This is a genomic window from Tenacibaculum profundi (assembly GCF_052050075.1).
Classification (GTDB): Bacteria; Bacteroidota; Bacteroidia; order Flavobacteriales; family Flavobacteriaceae; genus Polaribacter.
In genome coordinates this window covers 2,088,538-2,108,000 of record NZ_CP197225.1, presented here as the reverse complement: position 1 = coordinate 2,108,000, position 19,463 = coordinate 2,088,538, and the positions used below count along the sequence as shown (strand labels likewise).

The following is a 19,463-nucleotide window of genomic DNA, read 5'->3' as shown; positions in this document are numbered from 1 at the left end:
TTATCGATTCTACTTATGAAAACGTTTTTTAAAATAAAGTAAAAGCCAACCTCGAATAATGTATTGTTCGGTACAATACTGTTTGTGCTGTATTGTAAACGAATCTTATTTGCTCCCCCCTGCATTAAAGTAGTCTTAACTAAGTATAATATAGATGAGTGAATGTATGATAAAGATTGTTTTGATTGATGATACTAATGATGCCGTAGAGACATTTAAGGAAAGTTTAAGGAGATGGAACCCAAATGAAAATTTTGATATTATAAAATGTACTAATTTTTCAAATGCATTAAATGAGATAAAAAAAGTTAATCCTGATGTGGTTTTTTTAAAAAGTCGAAAAATTGCTCAAAAAGAACTTAATTTTATAGATAGCTTGCCAAAAAAAGAATTTCATTTAATTATTTCATTAGTAGTTGGTTATGGTGATTGGAATCCTGTTAGGTTAACTGATTTACCTTTAACAGGAAGAACTGAGAATACTAACTTAACTTATCAGTCAGTAGATAAAATAAATATATCAGCAGATGGGAAGGTTTATTTTCTGAATAGAAGCGATGTTATTTATTTGAAATCTGATAAAAGTTATACGACAATTTTTCTTTCAAGAAAACGAAAAATTGTAGCTTCAAAAACGTTGAAAGAAATTCAAAAAAAATTTATATTTCCAGAATTTTATAGAGTTCATAATTCTTATGTTATCAACCTCAATCATATTGTAGAATACAATCGAGGTTTAAGTGAATTAACTTTAAGCGATGGTACCGTTGTGAGTGTTAGTAGGCGAAAGAAAAACCAGCTTCTGGAAATACTACAATTAGAAAGAAAGTCTTAGTCTTATTTAAAAAAACAGTTGTTAAGTTATTAATTACCAGATATTGTTCGATTTGAGTTGTTTGTTTAAATTCTTCTTCCAAACATAAAAATACTAAAAAACAAGCTATGATCTTTTGTAATTTAGGGGCATCAAAATTAAGGGATTGTGATTTTTAGGGGGAATTCACAGTTTTATTTGGGGAAAGATCAAAAGAGAATTTGATCTTTTCTTTTGTTATGGTTAATTTGTAAAATATGTATTAGGAGGTTACTTCAAAACCAAAATTACCATTTGTTAAATGGCAACTTACTTAAATTTGAGTTATAATATTTTTCATCACCTGTTACTTCTTCTGCTAACCAGTTAGGTTTTATGAAGGGCTCGTTTTCTGAATTAAGTTCAATTTCAGCAACAATCAACCCTTTATTATTTCCTAAAAAGACGTCTACTTCGTATATGTGTGATTCAACTTGTACAAGATATCTTATTTTTTCAATTATACCTTCTTCACATAAATCTAACAAATTTTCAGCATCGGAATAATTTATTTTTTTTTCCCATTCAAAACGAGTTGTACCTTCTATATTTGAGGGGCCTTTTATAGTTAATAATCCAATATTATTTTTTAATCTAACTCGAACAACGCGCTCTTTGTTAGAATTCAAAAAACCTTGTTTTATATGTGTTTTTTTAAATGATTGATTTTCAAAATCTTTTGAAGAGACTAAAAATTTACGTTCAATTTCAAAGGTCATTAAAGTTTAATTTTTGCAAATTTAATACTTTTAGTACCAACAATAGTATTTTTAAATTATAACAAATAAATCATAATAATTGAATCACATAAATTAAAGAATTTTTAATATAAATTTTTATATTGAAGTAAATACTAAAATTAAATTATCAAGTGAGGAGCATACTATTGTTTTTTCTATTTTTTTATAGTAACATGTTCTTTTCTCAAACAGACTTTTCCGATAGCTGGGAAGACTTATTTTCTTATTCTAATGTAAAGAAAATTGTCAAAGCGGATACAAGTATATATGCTTTGACTGATAACGCAATATTTGTATACGACGAAGCTTCTAAAGAAATTAATAAAATATCTTCAATTCATGGATTGTCTGGAGTTATTACTTCAGCATTGCATTATAGTCGTTCTCAGAATCAGTTGGTAATTGGCTATGAGAATGGATTACTTGAAGTTGTTGATAAAGATGGAAGTATAACAGTATTGCCACAGATTGTTAATTTTAATCAGATTGGAGAGAAAAGAATTAATGATATTTTTGAATATAAAAGCAAACTTTACTTAGCAACATCATTTGCTATTATAGAATATGACTTAGTAAAGTTAGAATTTGGAGATACATATTTTATCAGAGCAGGTTCATCTGATTTGAATATACACCAGATTGTTATTAATCATAATAAAATCTATGCGGCTACAGAGGATGGTATCTATTTGGCGAACATAAATAATTCTAATTTAATAGATTTTAATAATTGGTCTAGGGTATTTAGTGGCAACTGTAGCAGCATAACAGTTTTTAATAATTTTGTTTATTTTTCAAGAGAAAAGGAGCTATTTAGAGTTCAAGACTTAGCCATTAACCTTTTGGAAACTTTCACAGAGGAAATTTTAGCTGTAAGAAGTTTTGATAAAAGTATGACAGTTTCATTTGACAATACTGCGGTCGTTTACAACAATCTGATGGAGGTGTCAAAACAAATAAAAGCTAGTGATCAGTTTAATTTTCAAATAAATGAAGCTTTTGAATGGGGAGGGAATGTTTTTTTGGGAACTAAAAATCATGGTGTTTTAAAAACGTTAAAAGGAAATACTTTTCAAGAAATCCATCCGCAAGGACCGATGTATAATGATATTTTTTCAATGGATGTTCATAATAATAATTTATGGCTTGTTTATGGAGGCTACGATTTAACGTATACACCTTCTGGAAGCAGAAAAGGTTTTTCTCATTTTAATGGGCAGACCTGGACAAATTACCCTAATAATTCTAACATCGCTTTTCCAGACTTAGTGTCGGTCAATATTAACAAAAATGAAGAAAGTTCTATTTTTATTTCTTCTTTTGGTGATATTAGCGGAAGTGAAATTAACTCCCCGTTGACAGGTGGGTTATTGAATGTCAAAGAGGGGCGAGTTAATACTTTTTATAATCAGTTAAATAGTTCTCTTGAGGATATAGTAAAGAATGAATTGAACAGAGTAACAATTCGCGTAAGTGGATCAGTTTTTGATAGTCAAGGGAATCTATGGATGACTAATGTAGGAGTATCAAATAGACTAAAAAAGTTGTCATTTAATGGAGAATGGCTTGGTTATGATATTGATTTGGAGGTGGATGCAAATAAAATAGGACTAAATGAAATTGATGTTGATCAATTTAATAATATATGGATTGGTACAAGGGCAAATGGACTTCTCGTTTTTAATGAAAATAATCTTTCAAAAAAAGCGTTAATAGCTGAAGTTAATAAAGGTAATTTACCTAGCAATAATGTTAGAACATTTCGAATAGATAGAAGTGACCGAATATGGATTGGTACCTCTATTGGACTTACAGTATTTAATAATGCATCTGGTATTTTTGATGAAAGTATTTATAATTCTGAACCAGTTGTTATTTTAGACGATGGTATTCCTAAAAAATTATTAGGTGACCAAACGATTAATACAATCGAGATAGATGGAGGAGATAATAAATGGTTTGGTACAGAAACAGGTGGAGTTTTATATACAGATCCAAGCGGTGAAAATACATTAGCTTCTTTTAATAAAGATAACTCTCCGTTGCCTTCCAATAGAATTATAAAAATAAAGGTGGACGATGTAACGGGTAAAGTATATTTTTCAACAGATAAAGGAATGGTAGTTTATAAAAGTGAAGTTGTTCCTTATGGAACGCATTTGGAAGAGGCTTATGCATACCCTAACCCGTCATTAATGAAGGATGCTACTGTGACTATTACGGGTAGAAAAGGAAAAAATCTGCCAAGAGGTACTAATATAAAAATAGTAGACGCATCTGGAAATCTAGTTTTTGAAACAAATGTTTTAGAAGGACAAGAATTTGGAGGAGGAAGAGTTAGATGGAATAAGCGTAACTTGGCTGGTCAGAAGGTAGCCTCAGGAGTATATATCATATTGCTTTCTAATAAAGATAATACAGAATCAACAACCACTAAAATAGCTATTATAAACTAATGCCAATCGTAAAAACTAAAGCAATTGTATTCGGGGCCATTAAGTATAGAGATACAAGTCTAATTGTAAAATGTTTTACTCTGGAGGAAGGGATGAAAACATACATTGTAAAAGGCGTTTTAAAATCGAAAAAAGGAAGGCTTAAAATAGCCTATTTTCAACCCTTAACTCAATTACAAATCGAAGCAAGCCACAATCATAAAAATGTCTTGAATACTATAAAAGAGGCGCAAGTTATATATCCATATAACAGCTTGCATGTCTCCGTTATTAAACAAACTATAATTCTATTTTTATCGGATATTCTCTCAAATATTATAAAAGAAGAAGAAAAAAATATGCCGCTATATATTTATATAGAAACAGCAATGCGTTGGTTGGATACTAATGATAAGGTAGCCAATTTTCATATCGTTTTTTTGATTAATATATCAAAGTATTTAGGTTTTTATCCAGATATGAGTAACATTGATAAAATAGGTTTTGATTTATTAGAAGGAAGTTTTACCGATAAAAAATATCAGCGCTCAGGGATATATGATCTTGAATTAGTTCTTTTCAAAAGAGTTTTAGGCATAAATTTTGATAAATTAAATGAGCTCTCGTTAAATAAAAATGAAAGACAAATTGTACTCAGGACAATGATAAGATATTTTGAATTACATTTGGATGGTTTTAGAAAACCAAAGTCGCTAAGTATTTTAGAAACAGTGTTTAACTAATTAGATAATGAAAGAATTAGTATTTATCATATTTTTATTCTTTGCTTGTTTAGTTTTTTCTCAAAAAATAACAGTTTTTGATGCAGAAACAGGAAAGCCAATAGAATCAGTTGTGGTATTCAATAAAGAAAAATCAAAATCGGGAATAAGTGATGAAAATGGTATTATTGATATTACAGAATTTTCTAAAAGAGAGTTATTACTTTTTTCGCACGTAACTTATGCCGAACATCAAGTTAGAAAGGAGATAATTCTAGCAAATTATAATAATGTCTATTTATCTAAGCACTCGGAACAATTAGATGAAGTTGTACTTTCTGTATTTAGAAGCAAAGAGAAAAGAAATAGAATTGCAGAACAAATAGCATTAATTACTAGTAAAGACATAGCGAAAGTTTCTCCTCAAACTTCGGCAGATTTATTGGCAAGTATACCTGGAATTAAAGTGCAAAAGTCTCAGTCTGGTGGTGGAAGTCCTGTACTAAGAGGTATGGAAAGTAATAGAGTATTATTAGTGGTAGATGGTGTTCGCTTGAATAATGCTATTTACAGAAAAGGACATCTACAAAATTCTATAACTGTATCTCCAAATATACTTGATAGAACAGAAGTGGTTTTTGGTCCTTCTTCAGTCATTTATGGCTCAGATGCTTTAGGAGGAGTTATTCATTATGTTACAAAAACACCAAAACTATCAAAAAATAATGCTGTAGTAAAAGGAGGATTGTTTTCAAGATATAGTTCGGTAAATACTGAAACAACAAATACAATATCAGCGGAATTAAGATTCAAAAAATGGGCATCATTTACAAGTGTTTCTCATAGTAATTTTGATGATTTAAGAATGGGAACAACTAGATCACATGGTTTTGATGATTGGGGTAAAGTTCCATCGTATTCTGACAACTTGAATGGGAACTATGAAGAGGCTCCAACGGTAAACGACAATCAAAATGTACAAAGAAATACGGGATTTAATCAAACGGATGTTCTTCAAAAGTTCTTTGTACCATTATCTAAGCGAACAGATTTAAAGGTAAATATTCAATATTCGACATCTTCAAATATTCCACGTTTTGATAGATTAACTGTTTTGAAAGGAGAGAGTTTAAAATTTGCAGAATGGTATTATGGTCCTCAAAAAAGATTATTAATTTCTCCGCAGTTAGAAATTAATCCTAAGAAAAAATGGCTAGAAAAAGGAGTAGTCACCTTGGCTTATCAAAATATTGAAGAAAGCAGAATTCAAAGAAAATTCGGAAGTCTAGATAAGTCTTTTCGAGAAGAAAATGTAAGGGTATTTAGTGTAAATGGTGACTTTAAAGCGCTATTAGCAAAGAAACGTAATTTGGAGTACGGTTTTGAGATGGTGTATAATGATGTTTATTCTAATTCTTACGGAAAAGTGTTGAATATAGTTGATGGAGTGATTCAAGGGTTCAATGGCGATTTTGCCGTTCAATCAAGATATGCCGATGGAGGAAGTTCGTATTTTAGTTCAGCTTTGTATTTAGGTTATAGACAAGATTTAAATAGTAAATCAACACTAAATACAGGGGTGCGTTTAACCAACACAAACTTAACGGCAAAGTGGCTTGATGAGCAATTTATTCAATTACCTAATAATGATATAGTCCTGAATAACAAGGCCTTAACAGCAACGATTGGTTATGTATATAAACCTAATAGAACATGGCAATTAAATGCTCTTTTATCTTCAGGTTTCAGGTCTCCAAATATTGATGATGTAGGAAAGGTAAGGGAAAAGAATGGGAATGTTACTGTTCCAAATATTGATTTAAAACCAGAGTACGCTTATAATGCTGAAATTGGTATTCAGAAGTATTTTAACGATCGTAAATTTAGAGTAGGAGCAAATGTATATTATACTTTGTTGAATAATTATATTTATAGAACTCCATTTGATTTAACTATAAATAGCGAAGCCAAGACAGGTTCAGAAATTGAATTTGACGGGGAAATAGGAAACGCTGTTGCCAATGTGAATAAAGGAAGTGCATATATAACGGGTTTTACTATTAGTTACGAGGGTAAATTATATAAAAATTTAAAAACATCTGGTTCTGTAACTTATACAAAAGGAGAGAGTTATGATTTGAAAGAGCCAATGTCATCGATTCCTCCATTATTTGGTAACTTTGAGTTAAATTATACTGATAATAGTTTCGAAGCAGGGGCAAACCTTATATTCAATGCTAAAAAGCATATTAAAGATTATAATATCAGTGAAGGAATAGATAATCATGAAGAAACCCCAGTAATAAACCCAGATGCTAAAGATGAGGTTGCTAAGTATTATGGAAGCCCGAGTTGGATGACAGTAGGAGTATTTGGTAGGTATATAGTCTCAGATAGTTTTACACTGCAAGGAAATATTATGAACCTTTTCGATGAGCATTATAAAGAATTTGCTTCAGGAATTTCTGCGCCAGGAAGGAACTTTTCAATAGCTTTGCAAGTAAATTTATAATTCAAATGATCAATTTTTTTAAAATCATAAGTCTTTTGGAAGGACTTTCTTATATTCTGTTACTTTTTATAGCGGTTCCAATTAAGTATTTGCAAAACAATCCTGAATATGTTAAAATCCTAGGAATGCCTCACGGGTTATTGTTTGTTGTTTATATCCTCTTGGCTATTATGTTGAAATATGAATTAAATTGGAAGGGTAAGGACTTTTTAATGGTCTGCTTTTTATCAATTTTACCTTTTGGAACTTTTTTTGTTGGTAAATATTTAAAAGATAATTCTTAAAAGAAATTTCCCTTCACAAAGAAGTCGATTATCCACCGCTTACAGGAGGTATTATAGCAACAATATCATTGTTTTGTAGCTGCTTTTTGTCATCTGCATATGCTTCATTTATAGCAATAGCAAATGAACTGAGTTTATTCATTTCTGGAAATTCAGAAACTAAGTATTTCCTGAATTGAGCTACTGAAATTTCTTTGTCAAATACTAATTCAGAAATGGGATTAACGATCTCGCTTGCTGCACCAAATGCTAGTAGTTGGATTTTCATGATCATAAATTGATAAAAAATTGCGTTGAAATCTAATCGAAATTTTCAACGCATATTTCACGTTTTAAAATACTTTCTTTTCATTAAAGATAAAAGTCAAAGATAGTTATTACGATTTTTCTTTTCTCAAGAAGGTAATCATTTTGTCAGGAAAATCAGTAAATCCTCCATCAATATTGGCCTCAAAAAATAATACATGCATCATCTCTTCAAAAGATGTGAAGTCTTCAAGTTGATCGTGTCTAAAGGTATATGGGTGAACGAATAAATTAAGATTGTGGGCTTTGTTGATTAGGTCTGTGAATATCCATTTTCCATTTTCTTTTTTGTCTAGAATTTGTTTGTACCATGGACCAATACCGTTTGCATAAGAAGAAAAATAGTCTAACCGCTTTATTTTTTCAGTAGATTCGATCAATTGAACAAGTAAAAGTTTGGATTTTAATACCATCCGAGTTCGTTCTAATTCTTTGGCATCAAAGCATTGTAGAATGCATTTGTCTTCTTCTGTTTTGTAATCATACGAAGAAAGAATATCAAGCGTAATTTTAGTGATATCTTTCCCGTTTTTATAATGAAAATTAGGATTTTTAATTTCAGGATAAATTCCAACAAAATTGCCTGTACTATAATTCAGGCCTTGAATTAATTCAATTTCCTGTTGCAATGAATGTAGTTTAAAAGAGGCTTTATTTTTAGGAAAACGATTTGGGTAAAGTTGTGCTCCTGTGGTAGGATTGAATCGTTCGCTTACTTGTAGCTGTAACAATTCATTAAAAGTAAAATCAATCACATAATAACGACCGTCTTCTCTTTTTCTATTTGGGAATATTCGGGCTACATTAGTTACATCATCAAGATAAATATCGTGAATAACAATAGGAACATCATCTTTACTTAAAACCAAATCTTGTTCAATATAGTCAGGAAGCATGGCGTAAGCCATTGCTTTGGCTTCCATTGTATGTTCTGGTAAATAGCCAGAGGCACCTCTGTGGGCGATTACTATTTTAGAATTCATCTTATTATTTATGTTTTCTTACAATCAACACCGAATAATATAAGGTATTAGATTGCAAATGATAATCTTTTTAACAGACATAAAATTCTTTTAAAAGACATTACTATATGTATACAAATGTAATCGAATGGATTAAAAGATAATAATTGGACGTCTTCGATTGTTGACACTAAATTAATAGGGAAATTACATTATACGTTTTTTAATTTTTAATTAAGAATGTTTTTAAAAAACACCTCTTTACCAAAAAGCTTTATATTTTAATTAGAGCAGCGTATAAACAATATAGTAAATCATGCAATATGTACTTATTGTTTTTAAGATAAAGAGGCGTATTTTTTCTAGCAATTTTCCCCTACGATAATCAATGACTGTGATGAGTCATACCAAATGATTTATACGTTTTTAGTTGTTAATCGTTCTTATAAAACCCCATTGAACTTGATAATGCGTTTTTAAAATATTGATATTACATTTCATAAAGCTTTTGGTTTTCGGTATCAAATGTATGTAATAATCTACATACTGACTCATTTAATAGAATGCCTACTTAACTGAATAAGCACGCCGAAAATAAAACTTACTGAAAATTAGTTTGTTAAAATAATAAATCGGTATGCCGATAGATATGTTTAGGTATCCCGAGTATTTAAAAATTAGCTCTTTTTAGATCTAAAAAAGTTATTAACCCTTTCTTCGATTTATTTGAAACACCTAAAGATTTATATATTGCAGTAGTATGAGTTGTAAATGTACTACGAGAGATATTTAATTTTTCAGAGAGATCAGTGTATGATTTTTCAGGATTTTTATAGATCTCAATTATAATCTCTTTTTGCCTCTTGGTAAGATTAAAATTTAGCTCATCCAAAAACTTAAAATCTACTTTTCTATTTCCGTATCGTTTTATCCATAAGGTCTGATAAAAAAAGAATGAACTTAAAGAAATATACCCAATATTATAGATACCTCTTTCCAGAGGTTGGTTGTTTTCAAAAACAATCAATACAATGGGAAATGTAAACAAACTTATAATAGCAATCAACCCCGAATATGATTTCATTTTTAAATAAGTACTCCAAGTTTTATAACTTGAATTAACCATCCAGATTCTAAACTTATAGAACCAGTAGAATGATATTCCAATGGGATATACAAAGAATATAATTCTGCAGATTGATAGATCATTTGTGATGGAGTATAAACATACAAAGCTAACGATATACCAACCACAGAATCCTGTTATAATTCCTCTTACCATACCCTTACTAAATATTTTAATATTATGTGCATAATGTATGTAATAGAAAGAGTAGCAGGAAGCCAAAATTCCGATTGCAAAAGTTATATAATATTGTGATCGAATATCTGTAATAAAACTTCTATTAGGTATAAGTCCATTGGAAATATTATAAAATAGACACAAAATTGATAATATGGTGTATTTGAATCCGAGTTTACTTTTTTTTGAAATAATAAAAAAGAGGGATAATAAAAGTGCAATTATTTGTGCGATAATAAGACTAAATGTCAAAGGATGTAAGTTGGTTCCAAACATTATATTTTCTTTTTCAATATATAAAGAGTTATTTCAAGTTCTTTGTGAACATTAACGATATCAAACCCTAATTTTTTGTATAAGTTTAAGTTTCTTTCATCGGAAGTTTCTAAGTAAACAATATTGTAGTTATGATAATAATTTATTGCTTCTTTAATAATTTTTGAACCAATTCCATTCCCTTGATAATCGTTGTAAACTCCTACGTAATACAGATGTAAAAAATCCTCATTGGGATGATTTTTGTTTATAGCTTTTTCGCGTTGTAATACATTTCTTACATTCTTTATTCCGAGTATATTAAAAAATAAGTTTAATTTCCAAAAAAGAAAAAGTAGATTGATTTTTAAAGTCTTTTTTTTCTCCTTTTTGTTGGTTAGCATTAATAAACAAGCTTTATTATTATCTGATAAAAAAACATCGCCGTTATAATAAGCATTGATTAAAAAGAATTTCATTAGGTTTCTGATTCTTTTTAATTTGTTTTTTCCATTTCTTGTAACGTTTATTATGGATTTATTTTTCTGAAAGGAATTAGTGAGTATATCAGTAACAAGCTCAAAATATTCAGGAGAAACTTTTTTCATTTATTAGTTTTTTCGGTTTGAACGGGCGAAATTACTTAATTTACTGGAAAAATATTATGCTATTTTTTTAAAAGAATATTTAGTTATTCTGATAATATTGTAATTAATACTATCAATGGCGAAAGGTTCACTATTTTTTTGCAATTTATTTAAATAATATAAGTCATTACTCTTGTTTTTATTGTGCTTTTTGACAAGTAGCCTGAGTCAATTCCATTTGAAATGGTATGGTAGTTTTAGAGTGTCTAAAACCAATTAAGCGTTATTTTTTTCATTAACTTAAAATAAGTTAATAGTAAAAACTTAAAAAAGTATAACCTAGTAATGAATAGTTTGTATAAAACAAGAGTTAGTATTTTTTGCGATTCAGTATTATTAAATAACAAAAATTGCTAATTAAAAAGCAACATCTTTTTTAAAGATGTTGCTTTAATATTTTTTAGTAATCCAAAATTTAAGGATTACAGTTTATAAAGGAGCACGAACTAATAAGCTCTTTTGTCATTTCCTTCGTAAAAATTAATAAATGCCTGGTTCACGACTCTATGGCCACCGTTTGTTGGATAATCTCCTGTAAAGTACCAGTCTCCTAAATTATCTGGACAGGCTTTATGCAATCCATTGACTGATTGATATATAACCTCTACTTCTGATTTGATTTCTGGAGTTTTTAACATTTCGGCAATTTTACCTGATATTTGTTCATCTGTGAAGGGAGCATAAATTTCTTTCACGTAATTTATAATAGCATTATCATCATTGTTTTTTTGATCAATACATTTCTGATAAACATCATAAACTATATGATATTGATTCGTTTCTTTAAGAAGCTCTAAAGCTGCTTTAAAGGCAATAAAATCACCAATTTTAGCCATGTCAATACCATAACAATCAGGGTACCGTATTTGTGGAGCAGAGGATACAATAACGATCTTCTTCGGTGCTAGTCTATCCAGTATCTTAATAATACTCTTTTTTAAAGTAGTTCCTCTAACGATACTATCATCTATAATTACTAAGTTGTCTGAAGGTTTAACTACGCCATAAGTAACATCATAAACATGAGCAACTAGATCATCTCTACTACTATCATCTGTAATAAAGGTTCTTAACTTGGCGTCTTTAATGGCTATTTTTTCAAAACGAGGCCTTGCTGATAAAATCTCGGTTACTTTTTCTTTTGAAAGTTTTCCTGCTCCAGCTAAAATAGCATCTGTTTTTTGTTTGTTTAAAACATCCTCAGCAGCTTCCATCATTCCAAAAAATGATGTTTCAGCAGTATTGGGAATATAAGAAAAAACAGTGTTTTTAATGTCTTGATTTATAGACTTCAATACGTCTGGAAAAACATATTTACCAAGATTTTTTCGTTCAGTATAAATGGAAGCATCACTGCCTCTAGAAAAGTAAATTCTTTCAAAAGAACACGATTTCTTTGGCTTTTGCTCTAAAATTGGAGCCATGGTTGTCTTACCACTTTTTTTAATAATTAAAGCATGTCCTCTTTCAATTTCTTTAATAGTGTCGATATTTACATTAAACACAGTTTGGATAACAGGACGCTCAGAAGCCACTACAACAACTTCGTCATCTTGATAGTAAAATGCAGGACGAATTGCAGAAGGATCTCTAAATACAAAAGCATCTCCATGTCCTAGCAAGCCAGCCATAGCATATCCACCATCCCAGTTTTTTGATGATCTTTTTAAAATACGTTGCAAATCTAAGTTCTCTTCAATAAAAGGGGAAGAGTCTTTTTTATTAAGCCCGGCTTTTTTTGCTTCAATATATGTGTCAGCCACCTCATCTTCTAAGAAATGACCTATCTTTTCCATCACAGTTACAGTATCAGTAGATTCTTTTGGATGTTGCCCTAGCTCTATTAGTTCTTTCATTAACTGACTAGAGTTTGTCATATTAAAGTTTCCTGCTACTATCAAACTTTGATGACGCCAGTTACTCTGACGCAAAAAAGGATGTACATTTTCAATACTATTCCCTCCAAAAGTTCCATAACGAACATGACCAAGGAAAAGATTTCCAATATATGGCATGTTTTCCTCTTGCCATTGAATATCGTCAGTTTTATCAGGGTTTTTTTCAAAAATACCATTAATTCGTTCATTTATTTGTCCAAATATATCTTGAATAGGTTGGGTTTTATTTGAACGAATTCTGCTAATGTATCTAGTACCAGGTTCAACATTAAATTTAATACTAGCAATTCCAGCACCGTCTTGCCCACGATTGTGCTGCTTTTCCATTAATAAGTACATTTTATTTACACCGTAAAAAGCAGTACCATATTTTTCTTTGTAGTATTCTAGGGGTTTTAATAATCGCACTAAAGCAATCCCACATTCATGTTTAATAGCATCACTCATTATTTAAAAAGTGTTTAGTTGTGTTTTCTTATATTTTTTAAATAAAAAAATCCGCAGTTAACCCGCGGATTCATTTTATGATAGTTCGATATCAAATTGTGTTAACTCTTTAAATGCTTGCAAACGATGCAGCACTTCTTTTTTTGTTAGCTTTTCCATTCGTTCAGTTCCAAATTTTTCAACACAAAAAGAGGCTAAGTTTGATCCGTAGATTATAGCATTTTTCATGTTTTCAAATGATATGTCTTCTGTTTTTGTTAGGTAACCACAAAAACCACCAGCAAATGTATCTCCAGCACCTGTTGGATCAAATACCTCAGCTAAAGGTAAAGCTGGTGCATAGAACATTTTTCCTTCGTTAAACAAAATGGCTCCGTGTTCTCCTTTTTTGATAACAACAAACTTAGGTCCCATCTCATGAATTTTTTTAGCTGCGTTTACTAACGAATATTCACCACTTAGTTGTCTAGCCTCTTCGTCGTTAATAGTTATTACATCAACACGTTTTAAAACCTCGTGTAAGTCATTTAAAGCGATATCCATCCAAAAGTTCATCGTATCCAAAACGACCAGTTTTGGGCGTTTACTCATCTGGTCAAGAACAGAAGCTTGTGTTAAAGGATGAAGGTTTCCTAACATCACGATTTCAGCATCTTTAAATTCTTGAGGAACAATAGGTTTAAAGTGTTCTAAAACATTTAATTCAGTTACTAGGGTGTCTCGAGAGTTCATATCATTATGATATTTTCCACTCCAAAAAAATGTTTTACCATCTTTTACAATTTCAATACCATCTGTGTTAATCCCTTTACTTTGCATCATATCTAAGTATGATTGAGGGAAATCTCCACCAACCACAGAAACCACTCCCGTAGTGACTCCAAATTGCGAGGCAGCCAAACCCACAAAAGTTCCAGACCCCCCTAAAATTTTATCTGTTTTACCAAAAGGAGTTTCAATGGCATCAAAAGCTACTGTACCAACAGCTAATAGTTTACTCATAGTGTTAATTGCGCGTCTTTATTCAAATAGGTCGTTTTTATCAAAAATATTTTAAATAAAAATACGTTGTTTGATCAACTCAATATTACCTATTTGATAGATCTTTGTTATACTTTGTCTGTATTCTTATGAATACCTTACAAAAATTAATATTTCGGTTTACTTTATTAATATAAAGCATAAAAATGCCTTTTTTTGTCGTAATTTTGCTCTTTGAAACAAAATTATTTTGACTGTGCAAAAATAGTTCTAAAAAATGACTATCAAAGAAATACAACAAGAAATTATTGATGAGTTCTCTATGTTTGAAGATTGGATGGAGCGATATGAATATATAATTGAGTTAGGGAGATCATTACCGTTAATCAATGAATCATACAAATTGGATGAAAACTTAATTAAAGGTTGTCAATCTAAAGTATGGTTACATTCTGAGTTAAATCAAGACAGGGTTCAATTTTCTGCGGACAGCGATGCCATTTTAACAAAAGGAATTGTGGCACTTTTATTGCGAGTTTTTTCAGAACAATCGCCCAAAGATATTTTAGAAGCAGATACAGAATTTATCAATGAAATTGGTTTAAAAGAACATTTAAGTCCAACAAGAGCAAATGGGTTGGTATCAATGGTAAAACAAATTAAATTATATGCTTTGGCTCAACAAGCCAAATTAGCAAAATAATATTTTAGTCATGACAGAAGATAAACTTGAAGAGTTGGGAGATAAAATAGTACGTGTTTTAAAAACTATTTTTGATCCTGAAATTCCAGTCGATATTTATGAATTAGGGTTGATCTATGATGTTTTTGTGTCGGAAGAAAATGATGCGAAAATATTGATGACGCTTACTTCTCCTAACTGCCCTGTAGCTGAGACATTGCCAGTTGAGGTAGAAGAGAAAGTAAAAACATTAAAAGAAATTAATAATTGCGAGGTAGAGATTACATTTGATCCGACCTGGACACAGGAAATGATGAGTGAAGAGGCTAAGCTTGAATTAGGACTTTTATAGAAATGAGTGATGAAATCATAAATAGGGTTGCGAAAAGCCCGCTTCAAACGATTGATTTAGATGACCTTTATCCAAAAGGGAAAAGAATTGTTTTTGATATTAAAGATTGGCTTTATGAAGGTCTTATTCTTAGAGAAAAGGAATTTAGGACCTGTGTTAAAGATCATGATTGGAGTCAATATAAAAACTGTTATGTGAGCCTTACTTGTAGTTCTGATGCTATAATTCCATCTTGGTCGTACTTGCTCTTGGCAACCATGTTAACTCCTTATGTTAAGAAAGTGGTGGTTGGTGATTTAGAACTTTTAGAAACGATCATCTTTAACGAAATTATAGCTAATTTAACTATTGAAAATCTGAGAGATAAGCCTGTAATTATTAAGGGGTGCGCTAACCAGGCGATACCTCCTTCAGCATATACTTTTTTAATTCAAAAGATTCAACCAGTAGCAAAAAACATTATGTTTGGCGAAGCTTGTTCTACGGTACCTTTGTTTAAAAGAAAATAAAGAGGTATAACAATGGATTATGGGTAACTAAAGTAATTATAACTTAGTTTTTATAAATTGAATCAGCGCTAATTTTAGCATATTAAAAAATTTTTAGGTCTAATTTTTTGTTTACTTTTTAAGAGTCCAAACTTCGATAAAGTAAAATACTAATCAATAAAAGATTTTTTAGATAAACTTTCTTCATAGTTTTACCCTTTTTATTGGATGTAACCATATTATCGAATAAACCGATGATCATTACATACTAAACTTCATTACTTAAGGAAACTTGATCCTTATAAGGATACGTTTAAAAGAACAGTAATTACTATAGAAAGAAAATAATAGTTGATTTAAGATTGAATTATCTTTTCATAAAAAGGTGACTTTTTCAAAATAACGTTGTCTTAAGCTAATGAAAACAGTTAGATTTGTGTGTCTAAAAATCAAAAAGGATATTAATATGAAAAAATTATTAGCTATTACAATTTTATTAACGGCAATGACCGTTAAAGGCCAAGAGGCGACAGAAGAAAAAAAAGAAGGATGGAAAAAAAGCGGTGTTGTTACTTTTCTATTTAACCAATCCGCATTTAACAATTGGTTAGCTGGAGGAACCGATAATATATCAGGAACGTTAGGATTAAACTATGATTTTAATTATGCTAAGGGTGATTGGACTTGGGATAATAAAATTATAGCATCTTACGGGTTAACGAAGTTAGATTCAGAACAAACTCAAAAAACAGATGACCGTCTTGAATTTAATTCTGTAGTTGGTAAGAAAGCTACTGAAAACTGGTACTATTCTGCATTTTTTAATTTTAAAACTCAAATGTCTTCAACAGATGTAGGTGGTGTACAATTATCTCATTTTTTTTCTCCAGCGTATTTTCAGTTTGGACCAGGTATGTTGTGGAAAAAATCAGATAACTTAAAAGTGAATATTGCTCCAGCTACTTCGAAACTAATAGTACTGAGTTCTGATTTAGCTCCAGCATTTGGAGTTGATTTAGGAGAGTCAACGCGTTATGAGATTGGTGCTTCTATCAATGGTTATTACAAGTTTAATATAATGGAAAATGTATCGATCGAAAACATACTAAACTTATATAGTAATTATATCGAGGAAGCTAAAAATATTGATATTGATTACACGATGAATGTGATTATGAAAATCAATAAATACTTATCAGCGAACTTAGCATTACAAGCAATTTATGATGATAACGCTTTTGAAGGTTTTCAAACCAGAGAAGTTTTTGGTTTAGGAGTTAATTATAATTTCTAATAATACATCTTAAAAAGATAAAAAAAGAGCTGTCTACAATTGTAGATAGCTCTTTTTTATTATGCTGTGAGTTACTTTTTTTCGTAATTATCTTAAATAACTAATTTTTTGGCACGTAATTTGAAATTATCAAATTGAACCACAAAATGGATGTTTATGAATCGTTTTAAATTACTATTTACATTATTGATAGCAGTAGGAGTTTTAAGCTCATGTGTTTTTGTTAGTGAAGATCGAATAGTTACTGATATTCCTGTTGAAGGTGGTATTTCACTTAATGAATTAATTTCTAGTTACGATTTATGGTATGTAGATTATCATAGAACAGAGGGTAATGGGGATGTGCCGTTTGTTTCAAAGGCATTTACCTTGTCCTTTTTTAATGGAAGGATGTATGCGAATAATAATATTGTTGATGTAGGAATGACAGGAGATGGATTTGGTCTACAAGTAGGCAGGTATGGAGTATTCAATACAGTTTTAGAGACGCAACATAGTTTGGATGGAAATTATGATTTTGAAGTAATTCAATTGTCTAGTAATGAAATAAGAATTGATTATTTATCTCAAAATGTTAGTTATTACTTAGTCGGCTACCAAAGAGACAGGTTTGATTATGATAAATTATTTTATGATAATATAGAGTACTTTTTACAAGAATATGTGGCTTGGGAAAGAATTGATTCTGAAGGTGGAGTCCCAAATGCCTTTGATAGAGAGCATTATTTACAGTTTACACCTCAAGATGATGTAACATTTTATTCATCTCAAGATCCATTTGGCATCAATATTGACCGTATTGCTTGGGATTTTGTTGGGCTTTATGAAGTGGCAAATGTAAGAGATACTGATAACCTTAAAATTTTAACACTTAATTATGAAGAGGGCGATACTGAGGTATTTGAATTGCGCGTTATAAACTCAGAGACCGTAGCCTTGTATCACATAAATTCAGAAACGACATATACTTTTGCAGGAAGAGGTTTCATAAGGCATCTTAGAAATAATGGCAATCGCACATCTAAAACGAGTTCAAATACTATTTCGAAAAGTAACGGAAGGAAAAGATCTAAAATAGAAAGAAAAACAATAGAAAGAAGAAATTTACAATAAAGTTTGGTTAGTTGATTTTTGGTTGGTTATAATTCAATAGCCAATTGAAAAACCGTCCCAAAGGGGGCGGTTTTTCTTTTTTTAATATTTGATTTGATAAAATATATATATTTTTTATTAAATTCCTCTTTAAATCAGCATTTTAATGAATCTAGATAGTTTCATATATTGGTTTTTTAAAACTAAAATAGATATTTATAATAATGAGAAAAACAGCTTTTATAACCGGAGCAACTTCTGGAATAGGCGAAGCTACCGCGAGATTATTTGCTAAAAGTGGTATTAATTTAGTCATTTGTGGAAGACGTGCTAAGCGTCTAGAATTACTGAAAGAGGAGTTAAGCAATTATTCAGAAGTACAAACACTTTTGTTTGATGTACGCTATCAAAGTGAGGTTCAAAAAGCTTTTGAGACCTTGCCTGACGATTTTAAACCCATCGATATTTTGATAAACAATGCAGGAAATGCCCATGGATTAAGTCCAATTCAAGAAGGAAGTCTTGATGATTGGGACGCTATGATTGATGGGAATGTAAAGGGTCTATTATATGTAACAAAGATGATTATTCCTGAAATGATAAAACAAAAACAGGGTTTCATTCTTAATATAGGGTCTATTGCAAGTAAAGAAGTTTATCCAAATGGTAATGTATATTGTGCTTCAAAATATGCTGTAGATGCCTTGAATAAAGGGATGAGAATTGATTTGAACCAGCATAATATTCGTGTAGGAGCAATCCATCCAGGGTTAGTTGAAACTGAATTTTCAGAAGTTCGATTTAAAGGAGATAAAGATAGAGCTAAAGGTGTATACCAGGGTTACAAAGCACTTCAACCAGAAGATATAGCAGACATAATTCACTTTGTTGTTACGAGACCTTACCACGTTAATATTGAAGATTTAATTGTATATCCAACGGCGCAAGCTAGCGCTACAATTTTGAATAAAAATGGATAAATGTTTCAACGTTATGAAGGGTGTGTTTTTTAGAAATAGCGGATTAAAAGTTGTAATAACTTAAAAATAAGTGGTTTAATTAGGTTTTGTTTAGGGGTGGCTTTACTCTCATTGATTACATTAATACTGGTAATGGCTGTCTTGTAAAGAGGTTACTTCAGAAAGGTATAAAGAAATATAGTATATTTAAGTAAAAACTCAATTAGTGTCTAAGTGATCTAGTATTCAGT

The 19,463-nt window shown here is 30.4% G+C and carries 19 protein-coding genes; 11 read left to right on the top strand and 8 right to left on the bottom strand.

Going from position 1 to position 19,463, the window contains the following annotated elements; translation table 11 throughout:
- The first annotated feature begins 154 nt into the window (after nt 1-154).
- On the top strand, nt 155-835 hold the full coding sequence (locus tag ACSIGE_RS08590; RefSeq protein ID WP_440879463.1) for a LytR/AlgR family response regulator transcription factor: 681 nt from the start codon (nt 155-157) through the stop codon (nt 833-835).
- 266 nt (nt 836-1,101) lie between these two features.
- On the opposite strand, the gene ACSIGE_RS08585 is transcribed toward ACSIGE_RS08590, so the two are convergent.
- The gene (locus tag ACSIGE_RS08585) at nt 1,102-1,572 is read right to left on the bottom strand and encodes a CYTH domain-containing protein (RefSeq protein ID WP_440879462.1); all 471 of its coding nucleotides are present in this window, start codon (nt 1,570-1,572) and stop codon (nt 1,102-1,104) included.
- Nucleotides 1,573-1,724: 152 nt separating this feature from the next.
- Between ACSIGE_RS08585 and porZ the strand changes: the two genes are divergently transcribed.
- Genes porZ through ACSIGE_RS08565 form a run of 4 tightly spaced genes read left to right on the top strand, consistent with a single transcriptional unit; the run spans nt 1,725 to nt 7,546 of the window.
- On the top strand, nt 1,725-4,049 hold the full coding sequence (porZ, locus tag ACSIGE_RS08580; protein WP_440879461.1) for a type IX secretion system anionic LPS delivery protein PorZ: 2,325 nt from the start codon (nt 1,725-1,727) through the stop codon (nt 4,047-4,049).
- On the top strand, nt 4,049-4,771 hold the full coding sequence (gene recO / locus ACSIGE_RS08575; RefSeq protein WP_440879460.1) for a DNA repair protein RecO: 723 nt from the start codon (nt 4,049-4,051) through the stop codon (nt 4,769-4,771). The genes porZ and recO overlap by 1 nt, the downstream gene beginning before the upstream one ends.
- Nucleotides 4,772-4,778: 7 nt before the next feature.
- Nucleotides 4,779-7,262, top strand: a complete 2,484-nt coding sequence (locus ACSIGE_RS08570) for a TonB-dependent receptor domain-containing protein (protein ID WP_440879459.1) — start codon at nt 4,779-4,781, stop codon at nt 7,260-7,262.
- 5 nt (nt 7,263-7,267) lie between these two features.
- A complete protein-coding gene (locus ACSIGE_RS08565; protein ID WP_440879458.1) occupies nt 7,268-7,546 on the top strand; it encodes a DUF3817 domain-containing protein in 279 nt (92 codons plus the stop codon).
- 28 nt (nt 7,547-7,574) lie between these two features.
- Here the strand turns inward: ACSIGE_RS08565 and ACSIGE_RS08560 are convergent, their stop codons facing one another.
- The 7 genes from ACSIGE_RS08560 to ACSIGE_RS08530 form a co-directional block, all read right to left on the bottom strand.
- On the bottom strand, nt 7,575-7,814 hold the full coding sequence (locus tag ACSIGE_RS08560) for a MoaD/ThiS family protein (RefSeq protein ID WP_440879457.1): 240 nt from the start codon (nt 7,812-7,814) through the stop codon (nt 7,575-7,577).
- Between the two features lie 109 nt (nt 7,815-7,923).
- On the bottom strand, nt 7,924-8,835 hold the full coding sequence (gene glpQ / locus ACSIGE_RS08555) for a glycerophosphodiester phosphodiesterase (protein ID WP_440879456.1): 912 nt from the start codon (nt 8,833-8,835) through the stop codon (nt 7,924-7,926).
- 649 nt (nt 8,836-9,484) lie between these two features.
- Nucleotides 9,485-9,898, bottom strand: coding sequence for a helix-turn-helix transcriptional regulator (locus ACSIGE_RS08550; protein ID WP_440879455.1), 414 nt, complete (start codon nt 9,896-9,898; stop codon nt 9,485-9,487).
- A 2-nt stretch (nt 9,899-9,900) separates the two neighbouring features.
- Entirely contained in the window at nt 9,901-10,068 is a 168-nt protein-coding gene (locus ACSIGE_RS08545; RefSeq protein WP_440879454.1) for a hypothetical protein, read from the bottom strand.
- A 324-nt stretch (nt 10,069-10,392) separates the two neighbouring features.
- A complete protein-coding gene (locus tag ACSIGE_RS08540; RefSeq protein ID WP_440879453.1) occupies nt 10,393-10,980 on the bottom strand; it encodes a GNAT family N-acetyltransferase in 588 nt (195 codons plus the stop codon).
- A 485-nt stretch (nt 10,981-11,465) separates the two neighbouring features.
- A complete protein-coding gene (locus ACSIGE_RS08535) occupies nt 11,466-13,364 on the bottom strand; it encodes an amidophosphoribosyltransferase (protein ID WP_440879452.1) in 1,899 nt (632 codons plus the stop codon).
- Nucleotides 13,365-13,439: 75 nt separating this feature from the next.
- Nucleotides 13,440-14,366: a PfkB family carbohydrate kinase gene (locus ACSIGE_RS08530; protein WP_440879451.1), complete on the bottom strand. Its 927-nt coding sequence runs from the start codon at nt 14,364-14,366 to the stop codon at nt 13,440-13,442.
- Between the two features lie 256 nt (nt 14,367-14,622).
- Here ACSIGE_RS08530 and ACSIGE_RS08525 point away from each other — a divergent pair, with 256 nt between their 5' ends.
- The 6 genes from ACSIGE_RS08525 to ACSIGE_RS08500 all read left to right on the top strand — a co-directional run bounded on the left by ACSIGE_RS08525 (nt 14,623) and on the right by ACSIGE_RS08500 (nt 19,233).
- Nucleotides 14,623-15,048 carry a SufE family protein gene (locus tag ACSIGE_RS08525; RefSeq protein WP_440879450.1) on the top strand — a complete coding sequence of 142 codons (426 nt, stop codon included), beginning with the start codon at nt 14,623-14,625 and terminating at the stop codon, nt 15,046-15,048.
- A 10-nt stretch (nt 15,049-15,058) separates the two neighbouring features.
- Nucleotides 15,059-15,379, top strand: coding sequence for a DUF59 domain-containing protein (locus tag ACSIGE_RS08520; RefSeq protein WP_440879449.1), 321 nt, complete (start codon nt 15,059-15,061; stop codon nt 15,377-15,379).
- A gap of 2 nt (nt 15,380-15,381) precedes the next feature.
- Nucleotides 15,382-15,888 carry a DUF2480 family protein gene (locus ACSIGE_RS08515; protein WP_440879448.1) on the top strand — a complete coding sequence of 169 codons (507 nt, stop codon included), beginning with the start codon at nt 15,382-15,384 and terminating at the stop codon, nt 15,886-15,888.
- Nucleotides 15,889-16,333: 445 nt separating this feature from the next.
- Nucleotides 16,334-17,161 carry a DUF3078 domain-containing protein gene (locus tag ACSIGE_RS08510; RefSeq protein WP_440879447.1) on the top strand — a complete coding sequence of 276 codons (828 nt, stop codon included), beginning with the start codon at nt 16,334-16,336 and terminating at the stop codon, nt 17,159-17,161.
- Between the two features lie 156 nt (nt 17,162-17,317).
- A complete protein-coding gene (locus tag ACSIGE_RS08505; protein ID WP_440879446.1) occupies nt 17,318-18,274 on the top strand; it encodes a hypothetical protein in 957 nt (318 codons plus the stop codon).
- Between the two features lie 203 nt (nt 18,275-18,477).
- Nucleotides 18,478-19,233, top strand: a complete 756-nt coding sequence (locus ACSIGE_RS08500) for an SDR family NAD(P)-dependent oxidoreductase (protein ID WP_440879445.1) — start codon at nt 18,478-18,480, stop codon at nt 19,231-19,233.
- The last annotated feature ends 230 nt before the right edge of the window (nt 19,234-19,463 follow it).